Consider the following 26,217-nt stretch of genomic DNA (forward strand, 5'->3'; position numbering starts at 1 on the left):
TCCTCCTTAGGGCTGGGGCGGTGCCTGGGTGTAGCCTGCGGCGCGGGCAGCCTCCCAGGTATCAACATCGGCGGTCAGGTCGGCAGGTAGCTCTAGTCCTGCGGGCTCAAGGGGGCTGAGAAAACGGCGGACGGAGGCGTTGGCGGTATCTCCGGCAAAGGCAGGAGCCAGGGCCGCGGCCCGATAGATGCCCAGCAGGGGCTGGGTGATGCCCTCAGAGACAGCCCAATAGCCGGTGACCTCATCCGGTGCGGACGCTGCCGCCTGCAAAAATAGGGGCACAGCGGCCCGGGCTCGGGGCAGGTCGCAGGAAAGCACCAGTACCCAGTGGTGGGAGAATGCCGAAAAGTCAGGCTGGGCTGTGGCTAAGGCAGCAAGCCCGGCAGAAATACCGGCTGCTGGCCCGCTAAAGACCGGTTCTTCCCGGGTCTGTAGGACGCCTGCGGGCAGGGTGAGCTCTGCCGGGCCGACGACCACGCGGCGCTCCGCACCCGTGCAGGCGGCGAGAACTCCGTCGAGCAGGGTGTGCTCACCGTTGGAGAGCAGGGCCTTGGGTACCCCGCCGAGGCGGGAGGAGCGTCCGCCCGCCAGGATCAGGGCCGAGTAGCTGGGGGTGTTCACCGGGTTATCCTCCTAGCCACCGGCAAAGGGCGGGAGCACATCCAGGCGCTCAGCCTGCTTCAGGAGCGCCGGGTCATCGAGCTGCTCGCCGCTGGCGGCAACCCCGTCGACGAGGAAGGTGCAGCGCGGCAGAATATCGGCTAGGGTCTGGCCCGAGGGAGTGCTGCCGGTGAATTCTTCTGCCAGGTAGGTACGAACCCCGGCAAGAGTGGGAGCAGGTAGCTGGGCTGGGTCGAGGGTGAGGCTGGGGCGGCCCGCTGCCGCCCGGGCTGCGGCGAAAAAGTTAATCTGCATAGAAAGTCCTTGAATCTTAGCCGCCGATGGCGCTCATGGATCGAGTAGGTTGGGTGAAATCGGGGGTATCGAAGCCGACCGTATCTTTGCCGTGGGCCTTGGGCTTGGCCCACATGGCTCCGCGCCAGATCTGAGCCAGTTCAGTATCGCTGGCTCCGCCGCGCAGGGCGCCCATGAGGTCGGTTTCGGTCAGGGAGAAGAGGCAGGAGCGCACCTTGCCGTCGGCGGTGATGCGGGTGCGAGTGCATGCTGAGCAGAAGGGCTCGGTGACCGAGGCGATAATGCCTACCTGGCCCAGGGGCTCTGCTGTGCCGGCGTGACCCAGTGGATAGACGTCCCAGAGGGCTGCGGGGGAGGCCCCGCGCGGACGCCCGTGGGGCAGCAGGTCGTAGTGGTCAGCCAGACGCTGACGAATCTGCTCGGCGGTGATGGTGCCTTCGCGGGTCCAGTTGTGGTCGGCGTCCAGAGGCATCTGTTCGATGAAGCGGAGCTGGTAGCCGCCCTCTAAAGCCCAGGTGAGGAGTTCATGGCCCTGCTCATCGTTGACGCCGGCCATGAGGACCGCGTTGATTTTGAGGGGGGTGAGCCCGGCGGCAGCTGCGGCTTCAATACCTGTGAGTACCGAGGCTAGCTTATCCCTGCGGGTGAGCTGCGCGAACGTTTCGGGGCAGATGGTGTCGAGGGAGACGTTGACCCGGTTGAGCCCGGCCTGAACCAGGGCATCTACCTTTTTATCGAGTCCGATGCCGTTGGTCGTCAGGGCGATGGGCAGGTGGGGGTGTTCGGCGCGGACGGCAGCAATAATGTCGGTGAGGTCAGCTCGTACTAGGGGCTCGCCACCGGTAAAACGTACTTCTTCTATACCTAGTTCTCGTACGCCTACCCGCACCAGCCGGGTGACCTCATTGAGGGTTAGAAGCTGTGTTCCGGGAAGCCAGTTGAGGCCTTCAGTGGGCATGCAGTAGACACAGCGCAGGTTGCACTTGTCCATCAGAGAGATGCGCAGATCGGTGGCGGTGCGTCCCCAGCGGTCGGCAAGGGGGCCTGATGAGGGCACGCCCGGGTGTGCAGCTGCGCTGGCACCGCCGGTCACAACCGGGATAGAAGAACCCAGGGGCACCGGGGGGTTGAGGGCTGAGGACTGGGGCATACCCGCACTTTCACAAATCTTAATCGGCATTTCAGATGTAATATTTAGCCTAGCTAAACCGGGTGAAGAACACCACCTGGCTCTACACTAATCTATAGACAAAGACCCTCTGCTAGCCACTGTTACCCCGTCATTGGAGACCCCATGCGCCGCCTGAGCACCCTTCTCGTCCCCCTTCTATTGGGTCTTACCGCCTGCGGGGGAGCAGCAACCTCCCCACAGGGGCAGGACGCTGAGGTACAGCTCTTTGCCGCGGCCTCCTTAGGAGCTGTGGGCGATGAGCTCATAGCAGCCTATCGTCAAGAAAACCCGCAGGTCTCTATCACTGCCACCTACGCAGGGTCATCCCAGCTGGTTACGCAGATGGTCGAAGGCGCTACCCCCGACCTGCTCATTACAGCCGATAGCACCACCATGAACCAGGCTCTTGAAAAAGTTGAAGAGCTCGCCGATTCGACCCCTGAGACTATTGCCACCAACGCCCTGGTGCTGGCAACTGCTCCAGGTAACCCTGCCGCCATTGATAGCCTTGATGACCTGGCTGCACCCGGCGTCCTGACCGCTATCTGCGCCGAGCAGGTGCCCTGCGGACGCCTGGCCCACCAGGAACTTACCCGCCAGGGTGTAGAGCTAACCACCTCCACCGAAGAAGCTAACGTCTCGGCAGTTTCCACCAAGGTAGCCACCGGCCAGGTGGATGCCGGCTTCATCTACTCCACCGACGCCACCGCTATATCAGCCACCGACGATATCACCGTCATCACCCTGCCCCAGGTCGAACGCAACGCCTACCCCCTAGCCCTCACCGGCAGCGGTCAAGGTAAGGAAAGCGCCCAAAACTTTGCGAACTGGCTGGTCACTTCTGAGGTAGCAGCTCAGATTCTGGCCGACTATGGCTTTGAACCTGCCTAAACTAGAACTATGAGCACACCCGGCCCCGCACCCACCCCGCCGCCACGAGGACGGGCCAGCTCCTTTACATCCGTCCCCGTGCACGCCGTGCTTCCCACCCTGCTTACCCTGGCACTCATCGCGGGTCCCCTGCTGTCTCTCCTGGTTCGTACGCCCTGGGGGAGTCTGCCCCAGCTGCTGGCAGAACCAGCTGCCCTGGCTGCCGTCCGGCTCTCGGTGCTCACTGCTCTAGCTGCTACCGCTGTATCAGCCCTGCTAGGCACCCCTACAGCCCTGGTGCTGGCCACGGTTCTCGAACGGTCTCGCGCTCGCCGCCTGAGCTGGGCACTCTACGGGTTGATCTACACCCCCATCATTTTCTCCCCGGTAGTCTCTGGTCTGGCTCTGCTTTTCTTCTGGGGCAGGCGAGGGCTGCTCGGCTCCTGGCTTGAAACGGCAGGCCTCTCGGTGGCCTACACCCCGCTGGCTGTGGTTCTGGCCCAAACCTTTGTGGCCCTGCCCTTCTTTGTGGCCACCCTGGTCACCACACTGCGAGCGCTGCCTCCTGAATACGCCGAGATTGCCCGGCTTGAGGGGGCAAGCCCCACCGAGGTTACTACCCGTGTGCTCTTGCCCCTGGCTGCCCCCGGGTTGCTGACGGCAGCCGTCCTGACCTTTGCCCGCGCCCTGGGGGAGTACGGTGCCACCGTCACCTTCGCCGGGAATATTGAGGGTGTGACCCGCACTCTTCCGCTGGCTATTGACCTGGCTTTAAGCTCTAACCGCATGGACGCTGCCCTGGGGGCGGCGCTCATGCTGATCGCCCTCTACCTGGGCCTGCTGGCCGCCGGAGCCTTTGCCCTCTGGCTGGGCCGACTGAAAGGAAACCGCCGAGCATGACACAAGCCCAAGAGACCCTTGACCGGCTGCTCCCCGAGGGGGAGAGTATCGCGCCGGGCGCCTATGCTGCCTGTGTGCGTGAACTGGTCGCTGCTACCGTCACCCCCACCAGTCAGCGGTTACCCCTCCAGCAGGCCGCCGGGCGTCAACTCGCCGAATCCCTCTACGCCTTGATTCCGCAGCCCTCCTTCGCCAACTCCCAGATGGACGGCTACGCCCTGACCAGTGCAGCGGCGCAAGATGACTGCCGTGTTTTTCGGGTAGGGCCCGATATTCCCGCCGGGGCGCCCGTGGGCGGACTGCCGGTGGCTGATGATGTGGTCTACCCCGTCATGACTGGCGCTCCCGTGCCTGCTGGGTACACCACCGTGGTACCGGTTGAGCGCAGCCGCCCGCTGGTAGGGCAGCCGGACGCCGCCGGGTTTGTGGGCGAGGGTGGGCAGGTTGAGCTACCGCAGGCTTCTCCCGGTACCTTTGTGCGCTGCGTGGGGGAGGACGTTGCCGCCGGTCAGCTCCTGGCCGACGCCGGTAGCCGCCTGACTCCGGCCCTGCTTGGTGCCCTGGCTGCCCAGGGGATTGGGGAAGTGGAGGTCTACCGCCCTCTGCACCTGCTCATCATTACCGGGGGCGATGAGGTCGCTCCTGCCAGTGCTGCCCCGGCCCCGGGGCAGATATTTGATGCCAACGGGCCGGTGCTCACCGCCCTGGCCTACCAGGACGGTTGCACCACCGACCACCTGCCCATCGGGGACTCGGTAGAAGATTTCTGTGCGGCCCTGCAAAGTGCCCTAGCCCAGCGAGTACCTGATTTTATTGTGACCAGCGGCGGTATCAGCCACGGCAAATACGAGGTGGTGCGTCTGGGGTTAGCGTCTCTGGGTACTGCTCCTGCCGGTGGGGGGCGGGTGAGGGCCAGCTGGTTTGGCCATGTTGCCCAGCAGCCCGGCGGCCCCCAGGGCCTGGCCCTGCTGGGTCTTCCTGCTGGCAGGGTACTGCCGGTGGTCTGCCTGCCGGGTAATCCGGTCAGTACCCTCATCAGCTACCACTTGCTGCTGCGGCCAGCTCTGGCTCATCTGGTGGGCGAAGAACGGGAGGACGCCTGTGGCAGGCTGGTGCTCGAAGCTCCCCTTGCTGCTCCGGAAGGTAAAACCCAGTACCGGCGGGCTCAGCTTACCCGGCAGATCCAGCCGGACGGGGGCGTCCTGACCCTGCTGGCTCCGAGCGCGGCTACGGGCTCCCACCTGCTACTACAGGCAGCCCGCGCCGATGCCCTGGTGGAGCTGGAACCCGGGCGCACCTATCGCGGCGGTGAGCTGGTGCGGTATATTCCCCTGTAGATGCACCAAAAGTTACCCCGCCTGCAAATCACGTATAGTAAATACTGATTAATTTTGTGTTGAGAGGCTAGCCAAGAATCATGACCGCCCCCACCCCCACAGACCAGCTCACCCACGTGCGCGCCGACGGCAGCGCCCACATGGTCGATGTCACCGAGAAAAACGAAACCACCCGCACCGCCGTGGCTGAGGGCTATATCGTTACCCGGGCAGACGTCATTGAAAAAATCTTTGACGCCGACCTGCCCAAGGGCGACGCCCTGCCCGTGGCCCGCGTCGCCGGTATTATGGCAGCCAAGAAAACCCCCGAGATCATCCCCCTCTGCCACCCCCTGCCCCTGGGCAAAATCACCATCGACTTTGAACGGCACCCCGACCGTATCCGCATCGAGGCCCTAGTCAAAACCCACGGCGTCACAGGTGTAGAAATGGAAGCCCTCACCGCTGTCTCCGGGGCAGCGCTGACGGTCTACGACATGATCAAGGCCGTTGATAAACAAGCTGTCATAACCGGTATCAGGGTGCTGGAAAAAACCGGTGGTAAATCCGGTGACTGGAAGGTAGAACAGTGAGCAGCAGCTACACCCTGCCCAAGAACCGAACCGGCCTGGTCATCGTAGCCTCCACCCGGGCTGCCCGCGGCATCTACGAAGATAAATCCGGCCCCCTAGCGGTCACCTGGCTGCGCGACCAGGGCTTTGAAACCCCCGACGCCGTCGTCGTAGCGGACGCCGACGTCCCCGCCTACATCGACCGGCTAGTCGCTGCCGGTAACCTACCCACCTTCATCCTGACCAGCGGTGGAACCGGCCTCAACTCAGACGATACAATCGTCGAAGCTGTGCGCCCCCATCTGACCAAAGAAGTACCCGGCATCATGCACGCCTTCTGGAATCAGGGTCTTAAAAACACCCCCGCAGCTGTGCTCTCCCGCGGAATCGCAGGCGTCATCGGCACCAGCTTCATCATGACCCTGCCCGGCTCCACCGGAGGAGTCAAGGACGGCTGCACCGTACTCGAACCCCTCGTTACCCACATCTGCCGCCAGCTAGAGGACTACCATGACCACTAACCACCCAGACCCCACAGGAGCCAACCCCTACGCGGGGCGTCCGCTCGAACCGGTGGACTCCACAGTCGTTCACGCCTCCATTACCGAAGACCCCCTCGAACCGCTCCTAGCAGGAGCTAAAGAAGCGACCATGACCCGCGCCATGGGCGCCCTGGTCGTCTTCGACGGTATCGTGCGCGACCACGACCACGGGGAGCCTGTAGCGGCCCTGGCCTATACCGCCCACCCCCAGGCAACCGACTACCTGGAGCGCGTCCTGCACTCGGTGGTAGAAGAAATCCCCGGCGTGCGCCTGTGGGCAGCCCACCGTATCGGTCCCATCCCCATCGGCGAATCCGCCCTCACTGTCCTTGTGGCAGCAGCCCACCGCGGCACAGCCTTCACCGCCTGCTCCCTGGCCGCCGACCGCATCAAGGCTGAGGTGCCCATCTGGAAAGAACAAGAACTCACCGACGGCAGCGTGCAGTGGGTAGGAATCGATACGCCTACCGGCTAGAAAGGGCCCACCATGACCTCTGAACTAACCTCGCTGGCCTATCAGCTCTACGGGCGGCAGATGATCCTGCCGGAGCTGGGGCAGAAGGGGCAGGAAAAACTGAGCGCGGCAACGGTTGCGGTGCTGGGCGCTGGCGGGCTAGGCTCACCGGCCCTGCTCTACCTGGCAGGAGCAGGCGTCGGGCGCATTGTCGTAATCGATGACGACACAGTAGAAACCTCCAACCTGCACCGCCAGGTGGTTCACTCCTACGCCCGGGTCGGGGCTTCCAAGGCAGATTCAGCCGCCCAGACCCTGCGTGAACTCAACCCCCTGGTTGCGGTCGAAACCGTCAAGGAACGCCTGACCGACGCCAATGCAGAAAAACTGCTGGCCGGGGTGGACGTGCTGGTGGACGGCTCCGACAATTTCCCCACCCGCTACACCGCCTCCCGCGCCGCAGCAGCCCTGGGTATTCCCCACGTCTGGGGCGCAATCCTCGGGTTCGATGCCCAAATGAGCGTCTTTTGGGCAGGGCACGGGCCGGTCTACGAGGACCTGTACCCGCTCGAACCAGCCCCCGGTTCGGTACCCAACTGCGCAACCGCAGGGGTGATCGGTGCCCTGGCTGGGATCGTTGGAACCGCGATGGCCCTGGAAGTTATTAAGCTGCTGACCGGTATTGGGCAGCCGCTGATGGGCGAGGTGGGCTACTATACCGGTCTGACCGGCCGCTGGGAGTACATCCCCCTGCTTGCCTCTACCTCCCGCGCCGCTTCTGGTTCGGGCACCGACCCGAGCGCCCGCACTGCGGGTTCCGGTGCGGACGCCGGTGGGCAGGTAGCGGGGAAGGGGCAGGCCCCTGCACCCCTGCGTCCGCCTGCTACCGACTGGGAACCCGCTACCGCCGAACCTGACCAGTACGGTATGGAAGTTACCTGGGCTGATATTGCTGGCTCACCCTACTTTGAGGGGGTTCCCCTCATTGATGTGCGAGAGCCCCACGAGCACGCAGCGCTGGCTGTTCCGGGTAGCTTCAACCTACCCCTGTCGCTGATTGAGGCCGCTTCCACCGATCCGGCTCTAGGGTCGGCTATTGACACGATCCTGCCCAGTCACCAGGGGCGCTATGCCCTCTACTGTGCGGCGGGGGTGCGCTCGCTCAAGGCGCTGAAGCTGCTTACCGATGCTGGTTTCAGTGATCTCTACAGCGTGGAAGGTGGCATTGACTCCTGGCTGACAAGCCAGGGGTAGGGCTTCTGAGCGGGTGGTTTAAAGCCCTGCCGCCGCTGAATGTGTGTATGCCTGATGCTTAATTAGCGAAGATTTTTATTCGGTATTTATTGTGCGAATTATTGGGTAGACTGGTGCCCATGACACAGCAGGCATCACACACACCTGGGCCCGACGGGCCGCTCACTGACAAGCTCATCAAATTCGGCAAATTCTTCACCAAGTGGGACGAAACCGACGACGGCCGCGCAGCCTTCCTCAAAGGCGGCCGCGCAGGCGACGTTTTCTACCGCAACCGCTGGAGCCATGACAAGGTCGTCCGCTCCACCCACGGCGTCAACTGCACCGGCTCATGCTCCTGGCAGGTCTTCGTCAAAGACGGCGTAATCACCTGGGAAGCCCAGGCCACCGACTACCCCACCGTCGGCCCCGACCGCCCCGAATACGAACCGCGCGGCTGCCCCCGCGGCGCGGCTTTCTCCTGGTACACCTACTCACCGACCCGCGTGAAATACCCCTACATCCGCGGTGTGCTGCTTGAAATGTACCGCGAAGCCCGCGCCCGCCTGGGCGACCCCGTCGAAGCCTGGGCCTCGATCGTCTCTGACCCCGAAAAACGATCCCGCTACCTGAGCGCCCGCGGTAAGGGCGGCCTGGTGCGCGGCTCCTGGGCCGAAGCTCTCGAAATGGTGGTCGCCGCGCAGATTCACACCATCAAGACCTACGGGCCCGACCGCAACATCGGCTTCTCACCCATTCCGGCTAAGTCCATGGTCTCCCACGCCTCAGGCGCTCGCTACATTGAGCTCATCGGCGGCGTGATGACCTCCTTCTACGACTGGTACGCCGACCTGCCGGTTGCCTCACCCCAGGTCTTCGGTGACCAGACGGACGTGCGCGAGTCAGGTGACTGGTGGGACGCCACCTACCTGATGATGTGGGGCTCCAACATCCCGGTGACCCGCACCCCCGATGCCCACTGGATGGCAGAGGTGCGCTACCGCGGTACCAAGGTCGTCTCGGTTTCCCCCGACTATGCCGATAACACCAAGTTCGCCGACGAGTGGCTCCCGGCCCAGGCAGGCACCGACGCTGCCCTGGCCATGGCTATGGGTCACGTAATTCTCAAGGAGAACTTCGTTGACCGCCGCGTTGAGTTCTTCGAGAACTACGTGAGCACCTATACCGACTTCCCCTTCCTGGTCACCCTTGAGGCCCGCGAGGACGGGGTGACGGTGCCGGCTAAGTTCCTCACCGCCGCCAACCTCACCGAGCACGCCCAGGTGCCCGATGCGTCCTTCAAGACCGCCCTGCTCAACCGCGAAACCGGTGAGGTTGTGGTACCCAACGGTTCACTGGGTTACCGCTACAACGCAGAGGACGAAGGCAAGTGGAACCTGGACTTACAGGGGGTCAAACCCGCCCTGTCCATCCTTGATCTGCCGACCGGCGCCGAGCGCGCCGTCGAGATCCAGATGCCCGCCTTCGACGAGCCCTCGGGCCGCGGCAAGATTATTACCCGTGGCGTACCCACCATCACCGTCGAGGGCAAGACTGTCACCACCGTCTTTGACCTTATGCTGGCTCAGTACGGCATTGGCCGCCCCGGTCTACCCGGTACCTGGGCCACCGGGTTTGAGGACGCCGACACCCAGTACACCCCGGCCTGGCAGGAAGCCATTACCTCCGTACCCGCCGATGCTGTGATTCGCACCGCCCGCGAATTCGCCCAGAACTCCATCGATTCGGGTGGCCGCACCATGATTATCATGGGTGCCGGTATCTGCCAGTGGTACCACGGTGACACCACCTACCGCGCGATTCTAGCCCTGCTCATGATGTGCGGCGCTGAAGGCCGCAACGGCGGCGGCTGGGCCCACTACGTCGGCCAGGAAAAGGCTCGCCCCATCACCGGCTGGTCCCACATGGCCAACGCCCTGGACTGGATTCGCCCGCCGCGCACCCAGGCCGGCACCGCCTTCTGGTACATGCACACCGACCAGTTCCGCTCCGACGGCCGTACCACCGACTCTCTGCAGTCACCCCTAGCCAAGGGGGATTTGCGCGGGGTTCACACCGCGGGCGTCCTAGCCCGCTCCGTGCGCATGGGCTGGATGCCCTTCTACCCCCAGTTCCCCGAAAACTCCCTGGATTTGGCGGACGCCGGTGCCGCAGCGGTTGCCGCTGGCACCGCCGAGTCCCCGGCAGACTACGTTGCCCAGCGCCTGAACTCGGGCGACCTGGACTTCTCGGTGGAGGACGTCGATAACCCGGTCAACTGGCCCCGCACCCTGGTGCTGTGGCGCAACAACCTGCTGGGCTCGTCCGCCAAGGGCGAGGAATACTTCCTCAAGCACCTGCTCGGCACCCACAACTCGGTCATGGGTAAGGACGCCGAGGATTTCAAGCCTGCCGAGGTTAAATGGGCCCAGAGCGCGCCCGAGGGCAAGCTGGACCTGCTGGTGACCACCGACTACCGCATGACCTCATCCACCCTGCTGTCGGACATCGTCTTCCCCGCCGCTACCTGGTACGAGAAGCACGATATCTCTTCCACCGATATGCACCCCTACATCCACGCCTTCTCCCCGGCCATTACCCCGCCCTGGGAGACCAAGACCGACCACCAGGTCTTCAAGGAACTGGCCTATCTGTTCTCCAAGTGGGCAGCCAAGCACCTGGGCAAGCGCAGCGACCTGGTATCCGTGCCCCTGCAGCACGATACCCCCGGCCAGCTGGCCCAGCCCGGCGGCCATGCGCCTGACTGGAAGAACCAGGGAATTGCCGGTATCCCGGGCAAGAATATGCCCATCTTTACCGTGGTGGAGCGTGACTACCCGGCTATCTACGACATGTACACCTCGGTCGGCCCCCTGCTCTCCAAGCTGGGCACCACCACCAAGTTTGTGACCGTGGACGTCAACGAGCAGCTAGCCCAGCTGGCTGAGGAACACGGCGTCATGGGTAGCGGTAAGGGCGCTGGCCTGCCGGCTCTCGACACCGATATTAAACTGGCCGACACCATCCTGGCGCTTTCGGGTACCTCCAACGGCCCCGTGGCCCTCAAGGGCTTCAAGGCTCTGGAAAAGCGGGTGGGCAAAAAGATGCACCACCTGGCCGAGGGCAACGAAGAAAAGCGTATTACCTTCCGCGATACCCAGGACCGGCCCTGCCCCGTCTTTACCTCACCGGAATGGTCAGGTTCTGAGACCGGCGGACGCCGCTACGCCCCCTTCACCCTCAACATCGAGCAGCTCAAGCCCTTCCACACCCTCACCGGTCGTATGCACTTCTTCCTCGACCACGACTGGATGAGTGAGATGGGCGAGCAGCTGCCGGTCTACCGCCCGCCGCTGGATATGCACAACCTCTTCGGTGAACCTGAAATTGGTGAGACCGGTGACCTGTCGGTAGCTGTACGTTACGTGACGGTGCACAACAAGTGGGCTATCCACTCCTCCTACCACGACAACCTCTACATGCAGACCCTCTCCCGCGGTGGCACCCATGCCTGGATGAGCCCTCAGGACGCTGCCAAGATCGGGGTCAAGGACCATGACTGGATCGAGTGTGAGAACGCCAACGGCGTCTTCGTGGGCCGCGCGGTGGTCTCCCACCGTATGCCCGAAGGTGTGGTCTACGTGCACCACGCCCAGGAGCGCCTGGTCAACATTCCCAAGTCAGAGGTGTCGGGCAAGCGAGGCGGCATTCACAACTCCGTCACCCGCATCATGGTCAAACCCACCCACCTGATCGGTGGCTACGCCCACCAGGCCTACGCCTTCAACTACCTGGGACCCACCGGTAACCAGCGAGATATCGTTTCAAGAATTCGCCGCCGCAAGCAGGAGGTAACCTACTAATGCGCGTCATGGCACAAGTTTCAATGATCATGGCCCTCGACAAGTGCCTGGGCTGCCACACCTGCTCCGTCACCTGTAAGCAGGCCTGGACCAACCGAGCCGGAACCGAATACGTCTGGTTCAACAACGTCGAAACCCGCCCCGGCCAGGGCTACCCCCGCCGTTACGAGGACCAGGAAAAGTGGAAGGGCGGCTGGGTGCTGAACAAGCGCGGCCGCCTAGAGCTCAAGAGCGGTAACCGCTTCAAGAAGCTCTTTACCCTCTTTGCCTCCCCGGTTCAGCCCGAGCTCTCGGACTACTACGAACCATGGACCTACGACTACGAGAACCTCACCAGCGCGCCCCTGGGCGATGACTTTCCCACCGCGCGTCCCAAATCCCTGATTACCGGTGAAGATACCTCCATCGAGTGGGGCCCCAACTGGGACGACAACCTGGGCGGCGCCCACGAATCCGGCCACCTTGACCCCCTCGTGGAGAAGGTACGCCAGCAGTCAGAAGAGAAGATCAAGTTCGAATTCGAACGCACCTTCATGTTCTACCTGCCCCGCATCTGCGAGCACTGCCTCAACCCCTCCTGCATGGCATCCTGCCCCTCCGGCGCTATCTACAAGCGCGAAGAGGACGGCATCGTGCTGGTCGACCAGAACCAGTGCCGCGGCTGGCGCCAGTGTATCACCGGCTGCCCCTACAAGAAGATCTACTTCAACCACAAGAGCGGCAAAGCCGAAAAATGTACTTTCTGCTACCCCCGTATCGAACACGGTATCCCCACCGTCTGCGCCGAAACCTGCGTGGGCCGCATGCGCTACATTGGCATCTTCCTCTACGACGCTGACCGCGTCACCGAAGCTGCCTCTGTGCCCGATGAAAAGCAGCTCTACCAGGCACAGCTTGACATCATGCTCGACCCCTTCGACCCCGAGGTGATTCGCGAGGCAACCAAGCAGGGCATTCCCGACTCCTGGATTACCGCAGCCCAGAAGTCCCCGGTCTACAAGCTGGCCAAGGAATGGAAGATCGCCCTTCCCCTGCACCCCGAATACCGCACCATGCCCATGGTCTGGTACGTACCGCCGCTCTCACCCATCATCGACCTGCTCAAGGAACAGGGCCACGACGCAGAGTCCCAGGCCAACCTCTTCGGAGCCATCGACTCCCTGCGTATCCCCGTCGAATACCTTGCCGAGCTCTTCACCGCAGGTGACACCACCATCGTGGTCAATGTGCTCAAAAAGCTAGCCGCCATGCGCGCCTACATGCGAGACATCACCCTCGGCGGCGTCGGCAACGAAGAGATTGCCCACGAAGTCGGTATGACCGGTGCAGAAATGTACGAGATGTACCGCCTCATGGCCATCTCCAAGTACGAAGAACGCTACGTCATTCCTCCCGCCCATCTGGAAGACGCCCACAACCTCGAAGAAATCGGCTGCTCCCTCGACACCGACGGCGGCCCCGGCATGCTCTACGATGGAGCCTTCACCGACCCCGGCGATCGCCCCGTGCCTGTCTCCGCAGGTTCCTACGCTAACGCCGCCCGCGCCGACGGCAAGGTCGATATCTTCATGTGGGACGGCAAAACCCGCCCCGACTCCCTCTTCCCCGATACTTCCGGAAGCAAGAAGGTCTAGCCGTGGCAGGATTCTTCTCCAAACTCCTCAAACGCAACGCGGCGGAGGTGGAACCACCCACCCCGCCCTCGGGCGACCCCTTCGACATGGACTGGGGGAGCGGGCACCCCACCGACGCCGTGGTCTACCAGCTCACCAGCGTCCTCATGCGCTACCCCAGCGAAGAAACCCGCGCCCTGCTGCCCGAACTCACCGCGCTTGCCCAAGAAACCGGCAATGACTACTTAATGCGCGGTGTAGCCCGCATCAAGACCTGGTACGAGGCAACCGAGCTCGACGCCATGCAGGCTGAATATGTGCAGGAATACGACCTGTCGCGTCGCCACGCCTTCCACCTGTCCTACTGGACCGAGGGGGACACCCGCCGCCGCGGCAAGGCCCTGGCCCGTTTCAAGCAGATGTACCGCGACTCCGGCATGGTCACCACCCTGCACGGGGAACTGCCGGACTACCTGCCCATGGTTCTTGAATTCACCGCCCTGGTGGACGCCCGTGCCGGGCGGGCAGCGCTTCAGGCCTACCGGCCCTCCCTGGAACTTCTTCGCCTGGCCCTGCGCGATGACAACCTGCCTTACTACGAGCTGATTGAGGCGGTCTGCCAGACCCTGCCCGGAGTTTCCCCAGAAACCCAGGCGGACGTGCAAAAACTGGTCACCGCAGGCCCGCCCGCAGAAGCTGTCGGCCTGGCCCTGGCCCCCGGCGACCCCCGCCTGCTACCCCTTTTGCTGCCCCACGAACAGACACCCGGCGCCACCATCGGTGCCGACCATAAGAACGGAGCCACCCTGTGACCGGCACAGTTAACGCCCTCGACTTCTTCCTCTGGGGCATCTTCCCCTACATCACCCTCGCCATCGTCATCGGCGGAACCCTCTGGCGCTACAAGACCGATCAGTTCGGCTGGACCACCCGATCTTCCCAGATGTACGAGTCCAAGCTGCTGCGGATTGCCTCCCCCATGTTCCACTACGGCATCCTGGTCGTGCTCGTGGGCCACATCGTGGGTCTGGTAATCCCCAAGTCCTGGACTGACGCGGTTGGCATCTCCGAGCACTTCTACCACATCAACGCCCTGGTGCTGGGCTCCATTGCAGCGGTCGCCACCCTCATCGGCCTCTTCGCCATGATTTACCGCCGCCGCACCTCCGCCACCGTCTTCCGCGCCACCACCTGGAACGACAAGATGATGTACGTGGCCCTCACCAGCGCCATTGTCCTCGGCTCGGTAGCAACCCTCTTCAACGCTATGGAAATTGAAGGGCACCACAACTACCGTGAAACCGTCTCAGTCTGGTTCCGCTCCCTCTTCTACTTCCAGCCCAACGTCGAGGCCATGGCCAGCGCTACTACCTCCTTCCACATCCACGTCATTGTGGCCATGATCCTCTTCTGTCTCTGGCCCTTCACCCGCCTGGTGCACGCCTTCACCGCACCCCTGCACTACATCTTCCGGCCCTACATCGTCTACCGCTCGCGGGGCAAGCGTAACCACGCCCGCGGCTGGTCGCCGGTAGGCACCGCAGACTCCGTGAATAAGGACGCCCGCACGGTCGAGCGCCAGCACCACCACCACTAAGGAAAACACCATGTCTACTACGGCTGTTGCTGCGAAAGATCCGCAGCTTGCTGGCCAGTTCAAGTACGTCATTATGGCGGCCCTGGCCTCCATGATTGGCTTCTGGGGCTGGACCATGATTGGCCCCCTGGCCAAGTACTACACCGAAACCTACGGCCTGACCGAGGGACAGCGCTCCCTACTCATTGCTACCCCGGTAATCGTTGGGTCCCTGGCCCGTATTCCGGTGGGTGCACTGACCGACCGCTTCGGTGGGCGCATTATGTTCACCATCATGCTGACCCTTACCGGGTCCATGGTGCTCGTTACCGGCCTGGTGGGGCAGATGGGTAACTTCTCCCTGCTCCTGCTGGCAGCCTTCTTCCTGGGTATTGGCGGTTCTATCTTCGCGGTGGGCATCCCCTTCGCCGCGGCCTGGTTTGAACCCCACCGCAAGGGCCTAGCCACCGGTATTTTCGGCATGGGTATGGTCGGTACCGCCTGCGCTGCCTTCTTTAACCCCCGTATGCTGGCTGCCTTCGGCTACTTTCCCACCCACGTCATTATGAGCTGCGTCGCCCTGACCTACGCCGTCATTGTCTGGCTCTTCATCCGTGACTCACCCGTTATGAAGGCCCGCACCCCCGAGCCTGTTCTGCCCAAGATTCTGGCGGTGTCCAAGAAACTGGTGACCTGGCAGCTCTGCTTCATCTACGCTGTGGTCTTCGGCGCCTTCGTGGCTTTCTCCAACTTCCTGTCAACCTACATGCAGAACATCTACGGCTATGAGGCCGTTGCTGGTGGTACCTTCGCCGCCATGTTCGCAGCCTGCGCCGTGCTGGCCCGCCCCTTCGGCGGTGTCGCAGCCGATAAGTTCGGCGGCAAGCTCACCACCCTCATCGTTTTTGTTGCTATGACCGTGCTGGCTGTCTGCATCGCCTTCGAGCCCGAGAGTACCGCTGTGAACACCCTGCTTCACGTGGTCATGGCCCTCTTCGTGGGGTTCGGTACCGGCACCATTTACGGCTGGCTGGGCAAGGTCGTTCGCCCGCAGGACACCGGCACCGTATCGGGCCTGGTCTCAGCAGCCGGTGGTCTGGGCGGCTACTTCCCGCCCCTGATTATGGGCGCTGCCTACACCGCTTTCGGCAACTACTTCTGGGGCGTTCTGGCCCTTGGCGCGACCTGCGTCATCTCCATTGCGGTTTCCCTCTGGATGGCCTCAGATAAGAAGCCTGCCCGCGCCGCTTAAGCCCAGTTTGGCTCTCTCTGTTCAGGGAGATATCCGGACGCCTGCGCCCCGCTTTCCTGCCTTTGGGCAGGGGCGGGGCGCGGTTGCGTCCGCCCCGTACAATCGACTTTTCCACCCCAAAAGTCCCTCATGTGGTGCTTTGGGTGTAAGGTATGGCACAATAAGGGTTGTTACAACTAAAACGCCGTTACAACTGGTGCGGGAGAGACCGTACATGCTCGAGGTTGAGGGACCACGGGCACCGGCGCCGAAGGAGCAAACCCTCCCCGGGAAACTCTCAGGCACATGTACCGCTCAGTTAGGCAACTCTGGAGAGGGGCGTCAAACCCCCACCGAAGGGGCAAAATTCGCGCCCGCTACCAAGCGTGATGGGTAGCTGCGAACCAAAACTCTCAGGTTTTAACAGAGCGGGGAGGGCACCACCACAGGGCACCCCTGTGGGCAGGTTTACCCTCTACCCCTGGAGAGTCACCATGTCATTCATCGACCGCCACCTTGGCCCCCGCTCAAACGACCAAGAAACCATGCTCTCGGTGCTGGGCTACGACAGCCTCGGCGCCCTTATCAACGAGGTCATCCCTTCCAATATTCGCCTAGAGGGCGACCTCAACCTGCCCGCCCCCCTGACCGAGCTTGAGGCCCAGAACAAGATTGCCTCCTACGCCGCCCAGAACCAGGTCAAGCACCAGATGATCGGTGCAGGCTACTACGACGCCATCACCCCGGCCGTTATCCGCCGCAACATCCTCGAAAACCCGGGCTGGTACACCTCCTACACCCCCTACCAGCCCGAAATCTCCCAGGGCCGTCTCGAAGCTCTACTGAACTTCCAGAACACCGTCATGGAGCTGACCGGCCTGCCCATCGCCAATGCCTCCCTGCTCGATGAGGCAACCGCCGTCGCCGAGGCAGCCGTCATGATGCACCGCGCCAACCGCAAGGTTAAGAACGGCTTTTTCGCTCTCGACGCCCGCGCCCTGCCCCAGACCCTCTCGGTCGTCCGCGGCCGCGCCGAAGCTCTGGGCATTCCCTTTGTAATCACCGACTTCGCTGACGGCCTGCCCGAAGGTGACCTCTACGGCGTCATTATCTCCAACCCCGGCCACGACGGCGAAGTCCGCGACATCGAGCCGCTCATCAAGGCTGCCAAGGACCGCGGCGCCCTGGTCACTGTCATTGCCGACCTGCTGGCCCATACCCTGCTGACCGCCCCCGGCCACCAGGGTGCCGACATCGCTGTTGGCTCCTCCCAGCGCTTTGGCCTGCCCTTCTGGTATGGCGGCCCCCACGCAGCCTTCATGGCCGTCTCTAAGGGCATGGAACGCAACCTGCCCGGCCGTCTGGTCGGTGTCTCCAAGGACGCCTTCGGCAAGCCCGCCTACCGCCTGGCCCTGCAGACCCGCGAGCAGCACATCCGCCGCGAAAAGGCCACCTCTAATATCTGTACCGCCCAGGCCCTGCTAGCTATCGCTGCCGGTGCTTATGCGGTCTACCACGGCCCCGAGGGCCTGCGCGCCATCGCCAACAGCCTGCACGACAAGGCCTCCCGCATCGCTGCTGCCGGTACCGCAGCCGGCCTGAAGCTGGTCCACGACACCTTCTTCGACACCGTCGCCTTTGAAGCTGAAGGACGCGCCGACGAGCTGGTCGCCAAGGCCCTGGACGCCGGTATCAACGTCCGTAAAATCTCAGCAGATCGTATCTCCATCTCCGTGGGCGAGTCCCACACCGATGAGGTCCTGGAAGCCCTGGCAGCTGCCCTGGGCGGGGAACTGGGGGAGACCGACGCCTACGAGCTGCCCGAAGCCCTGCTGCGGACCGACGACTACATGACCCACCCGGTCTTCCACCTCTACCGCTCTGAGACCTCCATGATGCGCTACCTGCGCTCCCTCTCAGACAAGGACCTGGCCCTGGACCGCACCATGATCCCCCTGGGCTCTTGCACCATGAAGCTGAACGCAGCAGCCGAGATGGAACCCATCTCCTGGCCCAAGTTCGCCTCTATCCACCCCAACGTGCCTGCCGACCAGGCTGCCGGCTGGAAGACCCTGATTGACGAGCTCTCTGCCTGGCTAGTTGAAATCACCGGCTACGACGCTATCTCCCTGCAGCCCAACTCGGGTGCGTCCGGCGAGTACGCTGGCCTGCGTGCTATCCGTGCCTACCACGAGGCTAACGGCGATACCCAGCGCACCGTCGTCCTGATTCCCATGAGCGCCCACGGCACCAACGCTGCCTCTGCCGCCCTGGCGGGTCTGGCCGTTGCCGGTGTGGCAACCGCTCCCGACGGCTCTATCGACGTTGAAGACCTCAAGGCCAAGATTGAAAAGTACGGTGATACCATCGCCGGCATCATGATTACCTACCCCTCCACCCACGGTGTCTTTGAGGAGCAGGTCGTTGAGGTCTGCCAGCTGGTGCATGACGCCGGTGGCCAGGTTTACGTAGACGGCGCCAACCTCAACGCCCAGATGGGCCTGGCCCAGCCCGGCAAGTTCGGTGGCGACGTCTCCCACCTGAACCTGCACAAGACCTTCGCCATCCCCCACGGTGGTGGCGGCCCCGGCGTCGGCCCCGTCGCTGTTGGCGCCCACCTGGAGAAGTACCTGCCCGGCAACGGTTATGAGGCGGACGCCGACGGCCAGCTGGCAGATGCGCCCCTGCCCATCTCCCAGGCCATGTTTGGTTCAGCCGGCGTGCTGCCCATCTCCTGGATGTACATCGCCATGACCGGTGCCGAGGGCCTGCGCGCTTCCTCGGAGACCGCCATCCTCTCGGCCAACTACATCGCCAAGAAGCTGGGCTCTCTCTACCCCGTGCTGTATGCGGGTGAAACCGGCCTGGTGGCCCACGAGTGCATCCTGGATCTGCGCGAACTGACCGCCGCGTCCGGCATCACTGCCGAGGACGTCTGCAAGCGCCTCATGGACTACGGCTTCCACGCCCCCACCCTGGCCTTCCCCGTGCCCGGCACCCTCATGGTTGAGCCCACCGAGTCAGAGTCCCTGGCTGAGCTGGACCGCTTCATCGAGGCAATGACCAACATCCACGATGAAATCCAGGAAGTTATCGACGGCAAGGTCAGCGCCGAGGAATCCGTACTCCGCAACGCCCCGCACACCGCCGAGGTCGTCACCGCCGACGAGTGGACCCGCCCCTACCCCCGTTCGCAGGCCGCCTACCCCGTGCACGAGCTGCGCCTGAACAAGTACTTCACCCCCGTTGGCCGTATCGACGGTGCCGGCGGCGACCGTAACTTTGTCTGCGAATGCCCGCCCATGGAAGCCTTCGACATCGAAGTCCACAGCGCTTAAGGCTAGAAAGGTTTACCCCTATGTCACCCCAGAAAACTGCCCTCTACCAGGTCCACGTTGACCTGGGTGCCGCCTTCACCGACTTTGGCGGCTGGGATATGCCCCTCAAGTACACCAACGACGTTGAAGAGCACAAGGCCGTGCGCTCAGCTGCCGGTCTCTTCGACCTCTCCCACATGGGCGAATTCCGCGTTACCGGCCCCGACGCCGGCGCCTTCCTGGACTACGCCCTGCTCTCCAACATGTCGATTCTCAAGGTGGGCAAGGCCAAGTACTCCCTGCTTCTGGCTGAGGATGGCGGCGTCATCGACGACCTGATTACCTACCGCCTGGGTGAGGAAGAGTTCCTGGTCATTCCCAACGCCGCTAACGTGGCAGTCGACTACGAGGCTATGAGTGCCCGTACCGAGGGCTTTGACGTGACCCTGACCAACGAAACCGATGCCACCTCCCTGGTTGCGGTTCAGGGCCCTGCCTCAGAGGCTATCCTGCTCGATATGGACCCCTCCGACGCCGAGACCATCACCTCCATGGGCTACTACGCCGCTGCCCCCATCCGCTTCGGCGATATTGAGGCCTTGCTGGCTCGAACCGGCTACACCGGTGAGGACGGCTTCGAAATCTATGTCGCTAACGAGGACGCCGCTAAGCTCTGGGCCCTGGCGGCCGAGCGCGGTGAGAAGCACGGGGCTATTCCCGCAGGCCTCGCGGCTCGCGACTCCCTGCGCCTTGAAGCCGGCATGCCTCTCTACGGCCACGAACTGGGCCGCGACATTACCCCCTTCGAGTCGGGAATGGGCAAGCTGGTCGAGATTGCCCTGACCAAGAAGTCCGCCAACTTCGTGGGTAAGGACGCCCTGGTCCAGCTCTCTGAGCAGACCCCGGCTCGTTCCCTGGTCGGCCTTAAGGCCCAGGGCAAGCGCCCCGGCCGGGCGGGCTCCAAGCTGGTAGACGAGAATGGCACCGAAATCGGTGAGATTACTTCGGGTATTCCTTCACCTACCCTGGGCTACCCCGTTGCCATGGCTCTACTGGCCACCGAGCACGCTACATCAGGTGCGACCGTCAACGTCGATATCCGTGGTAAGGTTGCTCCCTTCGATATCGTCGAGCTGCCCTTCTACAAGCGCGAGAAGTAAGCCGCTCAGCGCGCCCCTATTTTAGAACCCTGTGCTACTGCCACCCCGTCACAACCGGCCTTGGGCCGGTTGGTAGCACAGGGTTCTTTCTGACCTAGGCCCCCTTGACACCCCGAAGGAATATCACCTATGGACCTCAACGACGCCCCCGACTACCTTTCTGATCCACCCCATTCAGAAGCGCAGACCAAAGCAGAAGCCCTGGACTATGACATCTCTGTCTTCGAGATGTTCTCCATCGGTATTGGCCCCTCCAGCTCCCACACCGTGGGCCCGATGCGAGCCACCAACCGGTTCATCGCCGAGCTGATTGACGCAGGCTCACTCAACGACGTCACCCGGGTCCACATCGACCTCTACGGATCTCTGGCCGCTACCGGCTCCGGGCACGGCACTATGAGCGCAGCCATTAAGGGGCTGGCCGGCTTCGTGCCCGAAACCATCGATATCGCCGCGGCCGAGGCCCTCATGGACCGCAACCAGGTAGACGGCACCCTGCCCCTGGCAGGCTACCCCTCAGCTGCCTTTGAGTCCGGCGCCCCCGGCCCCGAGGCAACCAAGGTGGGCGGGCCCGTCCTGACCTACAAGGAAGCCGATATCACCCTGCGTCCGCTCACGGTGCTGCCCCGCCACACTAACGGCATTAAGGTCACCGCCTACGCGGGGGAGAGCGTGCTGCTGGAGCGCACCTACTTCTCTATCGGTGGCGGCTTTATTGTTGAAGAACACGAAGAATCATCAGGCTCCACCGGGCTCTCCAAGGCGCCCTACCCCTTTGGATCGGGTGAAGAGCTGCTGGACATGGCCAACAGCGCGGGGCTTTCCATCGCCCAGCTCAAGATGGAAAACGAGAAGACCGAGCGGAGCGAGAGTGAAGTGCGCGCCGGAATCCTGCATATTCGGCAGGTCATGAAGGAATGTATTGGCTCCTCCCTGGAACGCATGGGCTACCTGCCCGGCCCCCTCAAGGTGCGCTGCCGAGCTGGCCAGTGGCACCGCGACCTACTGGCTGAAGACCCCAAGAAGTCCCCCGAGTTCGCTATTGACTGGGTTAATCTGATTGCTCTGGCCGTCAACGAAGAAAATGCCTTTGGCGGGCGGATCGTCACCGCCCCCACCAACGGGGCGTCCGGCATTATCCCGGCCGTGCTGCACTACGCCCTCAACTATGTGCCCTCGGTGCGTCACCGCGGTCAAAAGGTCATTGATGATGCTGTCGTCGACTTCTTCTTAGCGGCTGCCTCCATCGGTGCCCTCTACAAGAAGCGGGCCTCAATCTCTGGCGCTGAAGTGGGCTGCCAGGGCGAGGTTGGCACCGCCTCCTCTATGGCGGCAGCCGGTCTTGCCCAGGTCATGGGCGGTACCAACGAGCAGGTAGAAAACGCCGCCGAAATTGCCATGGAGCACAACCTCGGCCTGACCTGCGACCCCGTCGGTGGCCTGGTGCAGATTCCCTGTATTGAGCGCAACGCTATGGCGGCCTCCAACGCCGTTACCGCCGCCAAGATGGCCCTGCGCGGGGACGGCCAGCACCGGGTCTCCCTGGACCAGGTCATCGAAACCATGCGCCAGACCGGCGAAGATATGTCGCACCGCTACAAGGAAACCTCCATGGGCGGCCTGGCCGTCAACGTGGTGGAGTGCTAGCCGGAGTTTGCAAAAGTCGCAGAGATTGGGTATAGACAGCGCAAATGTTTTGCTGTAGCATGAATATTTGCGCTTCCCTAATCTTCTGTGCCTTCATATAGCGGTGGGCAGGTTGTAACAGGTTTTAAGTACGCCCCAGTACCCCGAACATCAATCTAGCCACTATCCCAGCACGGCACAGGTGCTATAACAGGCTAGTTTGCCTCTTCAACGGGTCCTTGAGTGTACCGCCCCTGGTGGGGGAGCGGGTACGAACAGACATGTCTGTGGAAGGATCCAATCTTGGTCGCCTCGAGCACCTCTAATACTGAAGCCGCTAACGGCGTAGGTTCGCAGCGCCGAATCTCATTCGCAAAAATTGCTGAGCCCCTGCAGGTTCCCAACCTGCTCGCGCTCCAGCTCGACAGCTTTGATCAGCTCGTCGGTAACGAACGCTGGGCAGCTAAAGCAGCTGTAGCAGCAGAAACCGGCGATACCTCCGTCAGTCAGACCTCAGGTCTTGCCGACATCTTCGAAGAAATCTCCCCGATCGAAGACTTCCAGGGCACCATGTCCCTGTCCTTCTCCGATCCCGAATTCGCTGACCCCAAGTACACCATGGAAGAGTGCAAGGATCGCGACGCGACCTACGCAGCTCCCCTGTACGTCAAGGCCGAATTCATGAACAACAACACGGGCGAAATCAAGCAGCAGACCGTGTTCATGGGTGACTTCCCCCTGATGACCGAATCCGGCACCTTCGTGATCAACGGCTCCGAGCGCGTCGTTGTTTCCCAGCTGGTTCGTTCACCCGGCGCCTACTTCGAAAAGACCGCCGACCGCACCTCCGATAAGGATATCTACACCGCGAAGATTATCCCTTCCCGCGGTGCCTGGTTCGAACTCGAAATCGACAAGCGCGACCAGGTTGGCGTCCGTCTGGACCGCCGCCGCAAGCAGTCCGTCACCACCCTGCTCAAGGCCCTGGGCTGGAGCGAAGCCAAGATTCTGGCTGAATTCGGTGAATTCGACTCCATCCGCGCCACCCTCGAGAAGGACACCGTCCAGACTCGCGAAGAGGCCCTGCTTGATATCTACCGCAAGCTGCGCCCGGGCGAACCCCCCACGGTTGACGCTGCCCAGAACCTGCTGGACAACATGTACTTCACCCCCCGCCGCTACGACCTGGCAAAGGTCGGCCGCTACAAGGTGAACCGCAAGCTCGGCATCGACACCCCCGTCAACGACCCCTCAGCATCAGTGCTGTCCCAGGACGACATCGCAGCCATGATTCGTTACCTGGTCACCCTGCACGCAGGTGGCACCAGCATCAAGGGCATCCGCGACGGCCAGGAAGTCGACATCCGCGTTGACGTTGACGACATCGACCACTTCGGCAACCGCCGCATCCGCGCCGTGGGCGAACTGATCGAGAACCAGATCCGCACCGGTCTGTCCCGCATGGAGCGCGTCGTTCGCGAGCGTATGACCACCCAGGACGTCGAGGCCATCACCCCTCAGACCCTAATCAACATCCGCCCCGTGGTTGCCTCCATCAAGGAATTCTTCGGCACCTCCCAGCTCTCCCAGTTCATGGACCAGAACAACCCGCTGGCAGGTCTGACTCACAAGCGTCGTCTCTCCGCTCTGGGCCCCGGTGGTCTCTCCCGTGACCGCGCAGGCATGGAAGTGCGAGACGTGCACCCCTCCCACTACGGCCGTATGTGCCCCATCGAAACCCCTGAAGGCCCCAACATCGGTCTGATTGGCTCGCTGGCAACCTACGCCCGCATCAACCCCTTCGGTTTCATCGAGACCCCCTACCGTATCGTCAAGAACGGTCAGGTCACCGACGAGGTCAAGTACCTCACCGCCGATGACGAAAAGGGCAACACCATCGCTCAGGCTAACGCGCCCTTGAACGCAGACATGACCTTCGCCGAAGAGCAGGTCCTCTGCCGTGCGGGCGACGGTTCTGGCGAAGCTGTGCTGGTAGACGCCTCTGAGATTGAGTTCATGGACGTCTCCCCCCGCCAGATGGTGTCTGTGGCAACCGCCCTGATTCCCTACCTGGAACACGACGACGCTAACCGAGCACTGATGGGTGCTAACATGCAGCGTCAGGCTGTGCCTCTGCTCGAATCAGAGGCACCTGTCGTTGGTACCGGTATGGAACGCTACGCAGCTCTTGACTCCGGTGACTCCGTCGTTGCTAAGAAGGCCGGTGTGGTCTCTGAGGTCTCCGCTGACCTGGTAGTCGTTCGTAACGACGATGGCACCACCACCTCCTACCCCATCCTCAAGTTCCAGCGCTCCAACCCCGGTAACTGCTACAACCACCGCGTTGTTGTTAAGGTGGGCGACCGCGTTGAAGAGCGCAGCCTGATTGCTGACGGCCCCTCAACCGACAAGGGCGAACTGGCACTCGGTAAGAACCTACTCGTGGCCTACATGTCATGGGAAGGCTTCAACTTCGAGGACGGCATCATCCTGTCCCAGCGCATGATCTCCGACGACGTGCTCACCTCAATCCACATTGAAGAGCACGAAATCGATGCCCGCGACACCAAGCTGGGTGCCGAAGAGATCACCCGCGACATCCCCAACGTCTCCGAAGAGGTGCTCTCAGCCCTCGACGAGCGCGGCATCATCCACATCGGTGCCGAGGTTGAGGCCGGCGACATCCTGGTCGGTAAGGTCACCCCCAAGGGCGAAACCGAACTGACCCCCGAAGAGCGCCTGCTGCGCGCCATCTTCGGTGAGAAGTCCCGCGAAGTCCGTGACACCTCACTCAAGGTTCCCCACGGCGAGTCCGGTACCGTTATCGGCGTCCGTATCTTCGACCGCGAAACCGACGACGAAGACCTGCCCAGCGGCGTCAACCAGCTGGTCCGCGTCTACGTTGCCCAGAAGCGCAAGATCACCGTCGGCGATAAGCTGGCAGGCCGCCACGGTAACAAGGGTGTTATTACCAAGATCCTCCCCATCGAGGACATGCCCTTCATGGAAGACGGCACCCCCGTCGACATCATCCTCAACCCGCTGGGCGTTCCCGGTCGTATGAACATCGGTCAGGTACTCGAAGTTCACACCGGCTGGCTGGCCAAGCAGGGCTGGAAGATCGAGGGCAACCCCGCCTGGCTCGACAAGCTCCACAACTTCCCCAAGGAAACCGGCCCCACCAACGTCGCAACCCCCGTGTTCGACGGTGCCGGTGAAGAGGAACTGTTCGAGCTACTGGACCACGCTAACCCCAACCGCGACGGCGACCGCCTGATCAACCGCTCAGGTAAGGCCCGCCTGCTCGATGGCCGCTCCGGCGAGCCCTTCCCCGAGCCGGTATCCGTTGGCTACCAGTACATCCTGAAGCTGCACCACCTTGTCGACGACAAGATCCACGCACGCTCCACTGGCCCCTACTCCATGATCACCCAGCAGCCCCTGGGCGGTAAGGCCCAGTTCGGTGGCCAGCGCTTCGGTGAAATGGAAGTGTGGGCACTGGAAGCATACGGTGCCGCCTACACCCTGCAGGAAATCCTGACCGTCAAGTCTGACGACGTTCACGGCCGCGTGAAGGTCTACGAAGCCATCGTTAAGGGCGAGAACATCCCCGAACCCGGTGTGCCCGAGTCCTTCAAGGTCTTGATCAAGGAAATGCAGTCCCTCTGCCTGAACGTTGAGGTTCTCTCAACCGACGGTAAGACCATCGAAATGCGCGATGTAGAAGACGAAGGCTTCCGAGCAGCAGATGACCTGGGTATTGACCTGTCCCACGCAGAGCCCAGCTCTGTCGAAGAGGTCTAAACCCTCCCATCTGTTCGAACAAGACTTCAAAACACTAGGAAAGAGATAAGGACC

General features: G+C 62.6%; 19 protein-coding genes and 2 riboswitches. Of the genes, 16 read left to right on the plus strand and 3 right to left on the minus strand.

Features of this window, described 5'->3' with window-relative positions:
- Positions 1-6: 6 nt before the first annotated feature.
- From mobA to moaA, 3 genes are read right to left on the minus strand one after another with little or no spacing between them, the layout of a single operon-like run.
- Entirely contained in the window at positions 7-621 is a 615-nt protein-coding gene (gene mobA, locus L6762_RS05430) for a molybdenum cofactor guanylyltransferase (protein WP_237185956.1), read from the minus strand.
- Positions 622-633: 12 nt separating this feature from the next.
- Positions 634-915 (minus strand): MoaD/ThiS family protein, encoded by a 282-nt coding sequence (locus L6762_RS05435; protein ID WP_237185957.1) that lies wholly within the window; start codon positions 913-915, stop codon positions 634-636.
- 16 nt (positions 916-931) lie between these two features.
- Positions 932-2,065, minus strand: a complete 1,134-nt coding sequence (gene moaA / locus L6762_RS05440; RefSeq protein ID WP_237185958.1) for a GTP 3',8-cyclase MoaA — start codon at positions 2,063-2,065, stop codon at positions 932-934.
- Positions 2,066-2,209: 144 nt separating this feature from the next.
- Here moaA and modA point away from each other — a divergent pair, with 144 nt between their 5' ends.
- From modA to L6762_RS05520, 16 genes are all read left to right on the plus strand, one after another.
- Complete coding sequence (gene modA / locus L6762_RS05445) at positions 2,210-2,977, plus strand: molybdate ABC transporter substrate-binding protein (RefSeq protein WP_237185959.1); 768 nt, start codon at positions 2,210-2,212, stop codon at positions 2,975-2,977.
- A gap of 9 nt (positions 2,978-2,986) precedes the next feature.
- Positions 2,987-3,856, plus strand: coding sequence for an ABC transporter permease (locus tag L6762_RS05450; RefSeq protein WP_237185960.1), 870 nt, complete (start codon positions 2,987-2,989; stop codon positions 3,854-3,856).
- Positions 3,853-5,193 carry a molybdopterin molybdotransferase MoeA gene (locus L6762_RS05455; protein WP_237185961.1) on the plus strand — a complete coding sequence of 447 codons (1,341 nt, stop codon included), beginning with the start codon at positions 3,853-3,855 and terminating at the stop codon, positions 5,191-5,193. Before L6762_RS05450 ends, L6762_RS05455 begins: the two co-directional genes overlap by 4 nt.
- Before the next feature lie 80 nt (positions 5,194-5,273).
- Entirely contained in the window at positions 5,274-5,765 is a 492-nt protein-coding gene (gene moaC / locus L6762_RS05460) for a cyclic pyranopterin monophosphate synthase MoaC (protein WP_237185962.1), read from the plus strand.
- Positions 5,762-6,265: a MogA/MoaB family molybdenum cofactor biosynthesis protein gene (locus L6762_RS05465; protein WP_237185963.1), complete on the plus strand. Its 504-nt coding sequence runs from the start codon at positions 5,762-5,764 to the stop codon at positions 6,263-6,265. The genes moaC and L6762_RS05465 overlap by 4 nt, the downstream gene beginning before the upstream one ends.
- A complete protein-coding gene (locus tag L6762_RS05470; protein WP_237185964.1) occupies positions 6,255-6,761 on the plus strand; it encodes a molybdenum cofactor biosynthesis protein MoaE in 507 nt (168 codons plus the stop codon). Before L6762_RS05465 ends, L6762_RS05470 begins: the two co-directional genes overlap by 11 nt.
- 12 nt (positions 6,762-6,773) lie before the next feature.
- A complete protein-coding gene (locus tag L6762_RS05475; RefSeq protein ID WP_237185965.1) occupies positions 6,774-7,994 on the plus strand; it encodes a ThiF family adenylyltransferase in 1,221 nt (406 codons plus the stop codon).
- A 119-nt stretch (positions 7,995-8,113) separates the two neighbouring features.
- On the plus strand, positions 8,114-11,836 hold the full coding sequence (locus L6762_RS05480) for a nitrate reductase subunit alpha (protein ID WP_237185966.1): 3,723 nt from the start codon (positions 8,114-8,116) through the stop codon (positions 11,834-11,836).
- Positions 11,836-13,470: a nitrate reductase subunit beta gene (gene narH / locus L6762_RS05485; protein ID WP_237185967.1), complete on the plus strand. Its 1,635-nt coding sequence runs from the start codon at positions 11,836-11,838 to the stop codon at positions 13,468-13,470. The genes L6762_RS05480 and narH overlap by 1 nt, the downstream gene beginning before the upstream one ends.
- Positions 13,471-13,472: 2 nt before the next feature.
- Positions 13,473-14,261: a nitrate reductase molybdenum cofactor assembly chaperone gene (gene narJ, locus L6762_RS05490; RefSeq protein ID WP_237185968.1), complete on the plus strand. Its 789-nt coding sequence runs from the start codon at positions 13,473-13,475 to the stop codon at positions 14,259-14,261.
- Positions 14,258-15,046: a respiratory nitrate reductase subunit gamma gene (gene narI / locus L6762_RS05495; protein WP_237185969.1), complete on the plus strand. Its 789-nt coding sequence runs from the start codon at positions 14,258-14,260 to the stop codon at positions 15,044-15,046. The genes narJ and narI overlap by 4 nt, the downstream gene beginning before the upstream one ends.
- Before the next feature lie 10 nt (positions 15,047-15,056).
- Positions 15,057-16,277 carry an MFS transporter gene (locus tag L6762_RS05500; protein ID WP_237185970.1) on the plus strand — a complete coding sequence of 407 codons (1,221 nt, stop codon included), beginning with the start codon at positions 15,057-15,059 and terminating at the stop codon, positions 16,275-16,277.
- Positions 16,278-16,466: 189 nt separating this feature from the next.
- Positions 16,467-16,580: riboswitch (glycine riboswitch) on the plus strand.
- Positions 16,581-16,693, plus strand: a riboswitch (glycine riboswitch).
- A 57-nt stretch (positions 16,694-16,750) separates the two neighbouring features.
- On the plus strand, positions 16,751-19,594 hold the full coding sequence (gcvP, locus tag L6762_RS05505; RefSeq protein WP_237185971.1) for an aminomethyl-transferring glycine dehydrogenase: 2,844 nt from the start codon (positions 16,751-16,753) through the stop codon (positions 19,592-19,594).
- A gap of 20 nt (positions 19,595-19,614) precedes the next feature.
- Positions 19,615-20,733, plus strand: coding sequence for a glycine cleavage system aminomethyltransferase GcvT (gene gcvT, locus L6762_RS05510; RefSeq protein WP_237185972.1), 1,119 nt, complete (start codon positions 19,615-19,617; stop codon positions 20,731-20,733).
- Between the two features lie 129 nt (positions 20,734-20,862).
- The gene (locus L6762_RS05515) at positions 20,863-22,380 is read left to right on the plus strand and encodes an L-serine ammonia-lyase (protein ID WP_272878687.1); all 1,518 of its coding nucleotides are present in this window, start codon (positions 20,863-20,865) and stop codon (positions 22,378-22,380) included.
- A gap of 282 nt (positions 22,381-22,662) precedes the next feature.
- Positions 22,663-26,163 carry a DNA-directed RNA polymerase subunit beta gene (locus L6762_RS05520; protein WP_237185973.1) on the plus strand — a complete coding sequence of 1,167 codons (3,501 nt, stop codon included), beginning with the start codon at positions 22,663-22,665 and terminating at the stop codon, positions 26,161-26,163.
- The last annotated feature ends 54 nt before the right edge of the window (positions 26,164-26,217 follow it).

The sequence above is a fragment of the Rothia nasimurium genome (assembly GCF_928381705.1).
Taxonomy (GTDB): Bacteria; Actinomycetota; Actinomycetes; order Actinomycetales; family Micrococcaceae; genus Rothia; species Rothia nasimurium_G.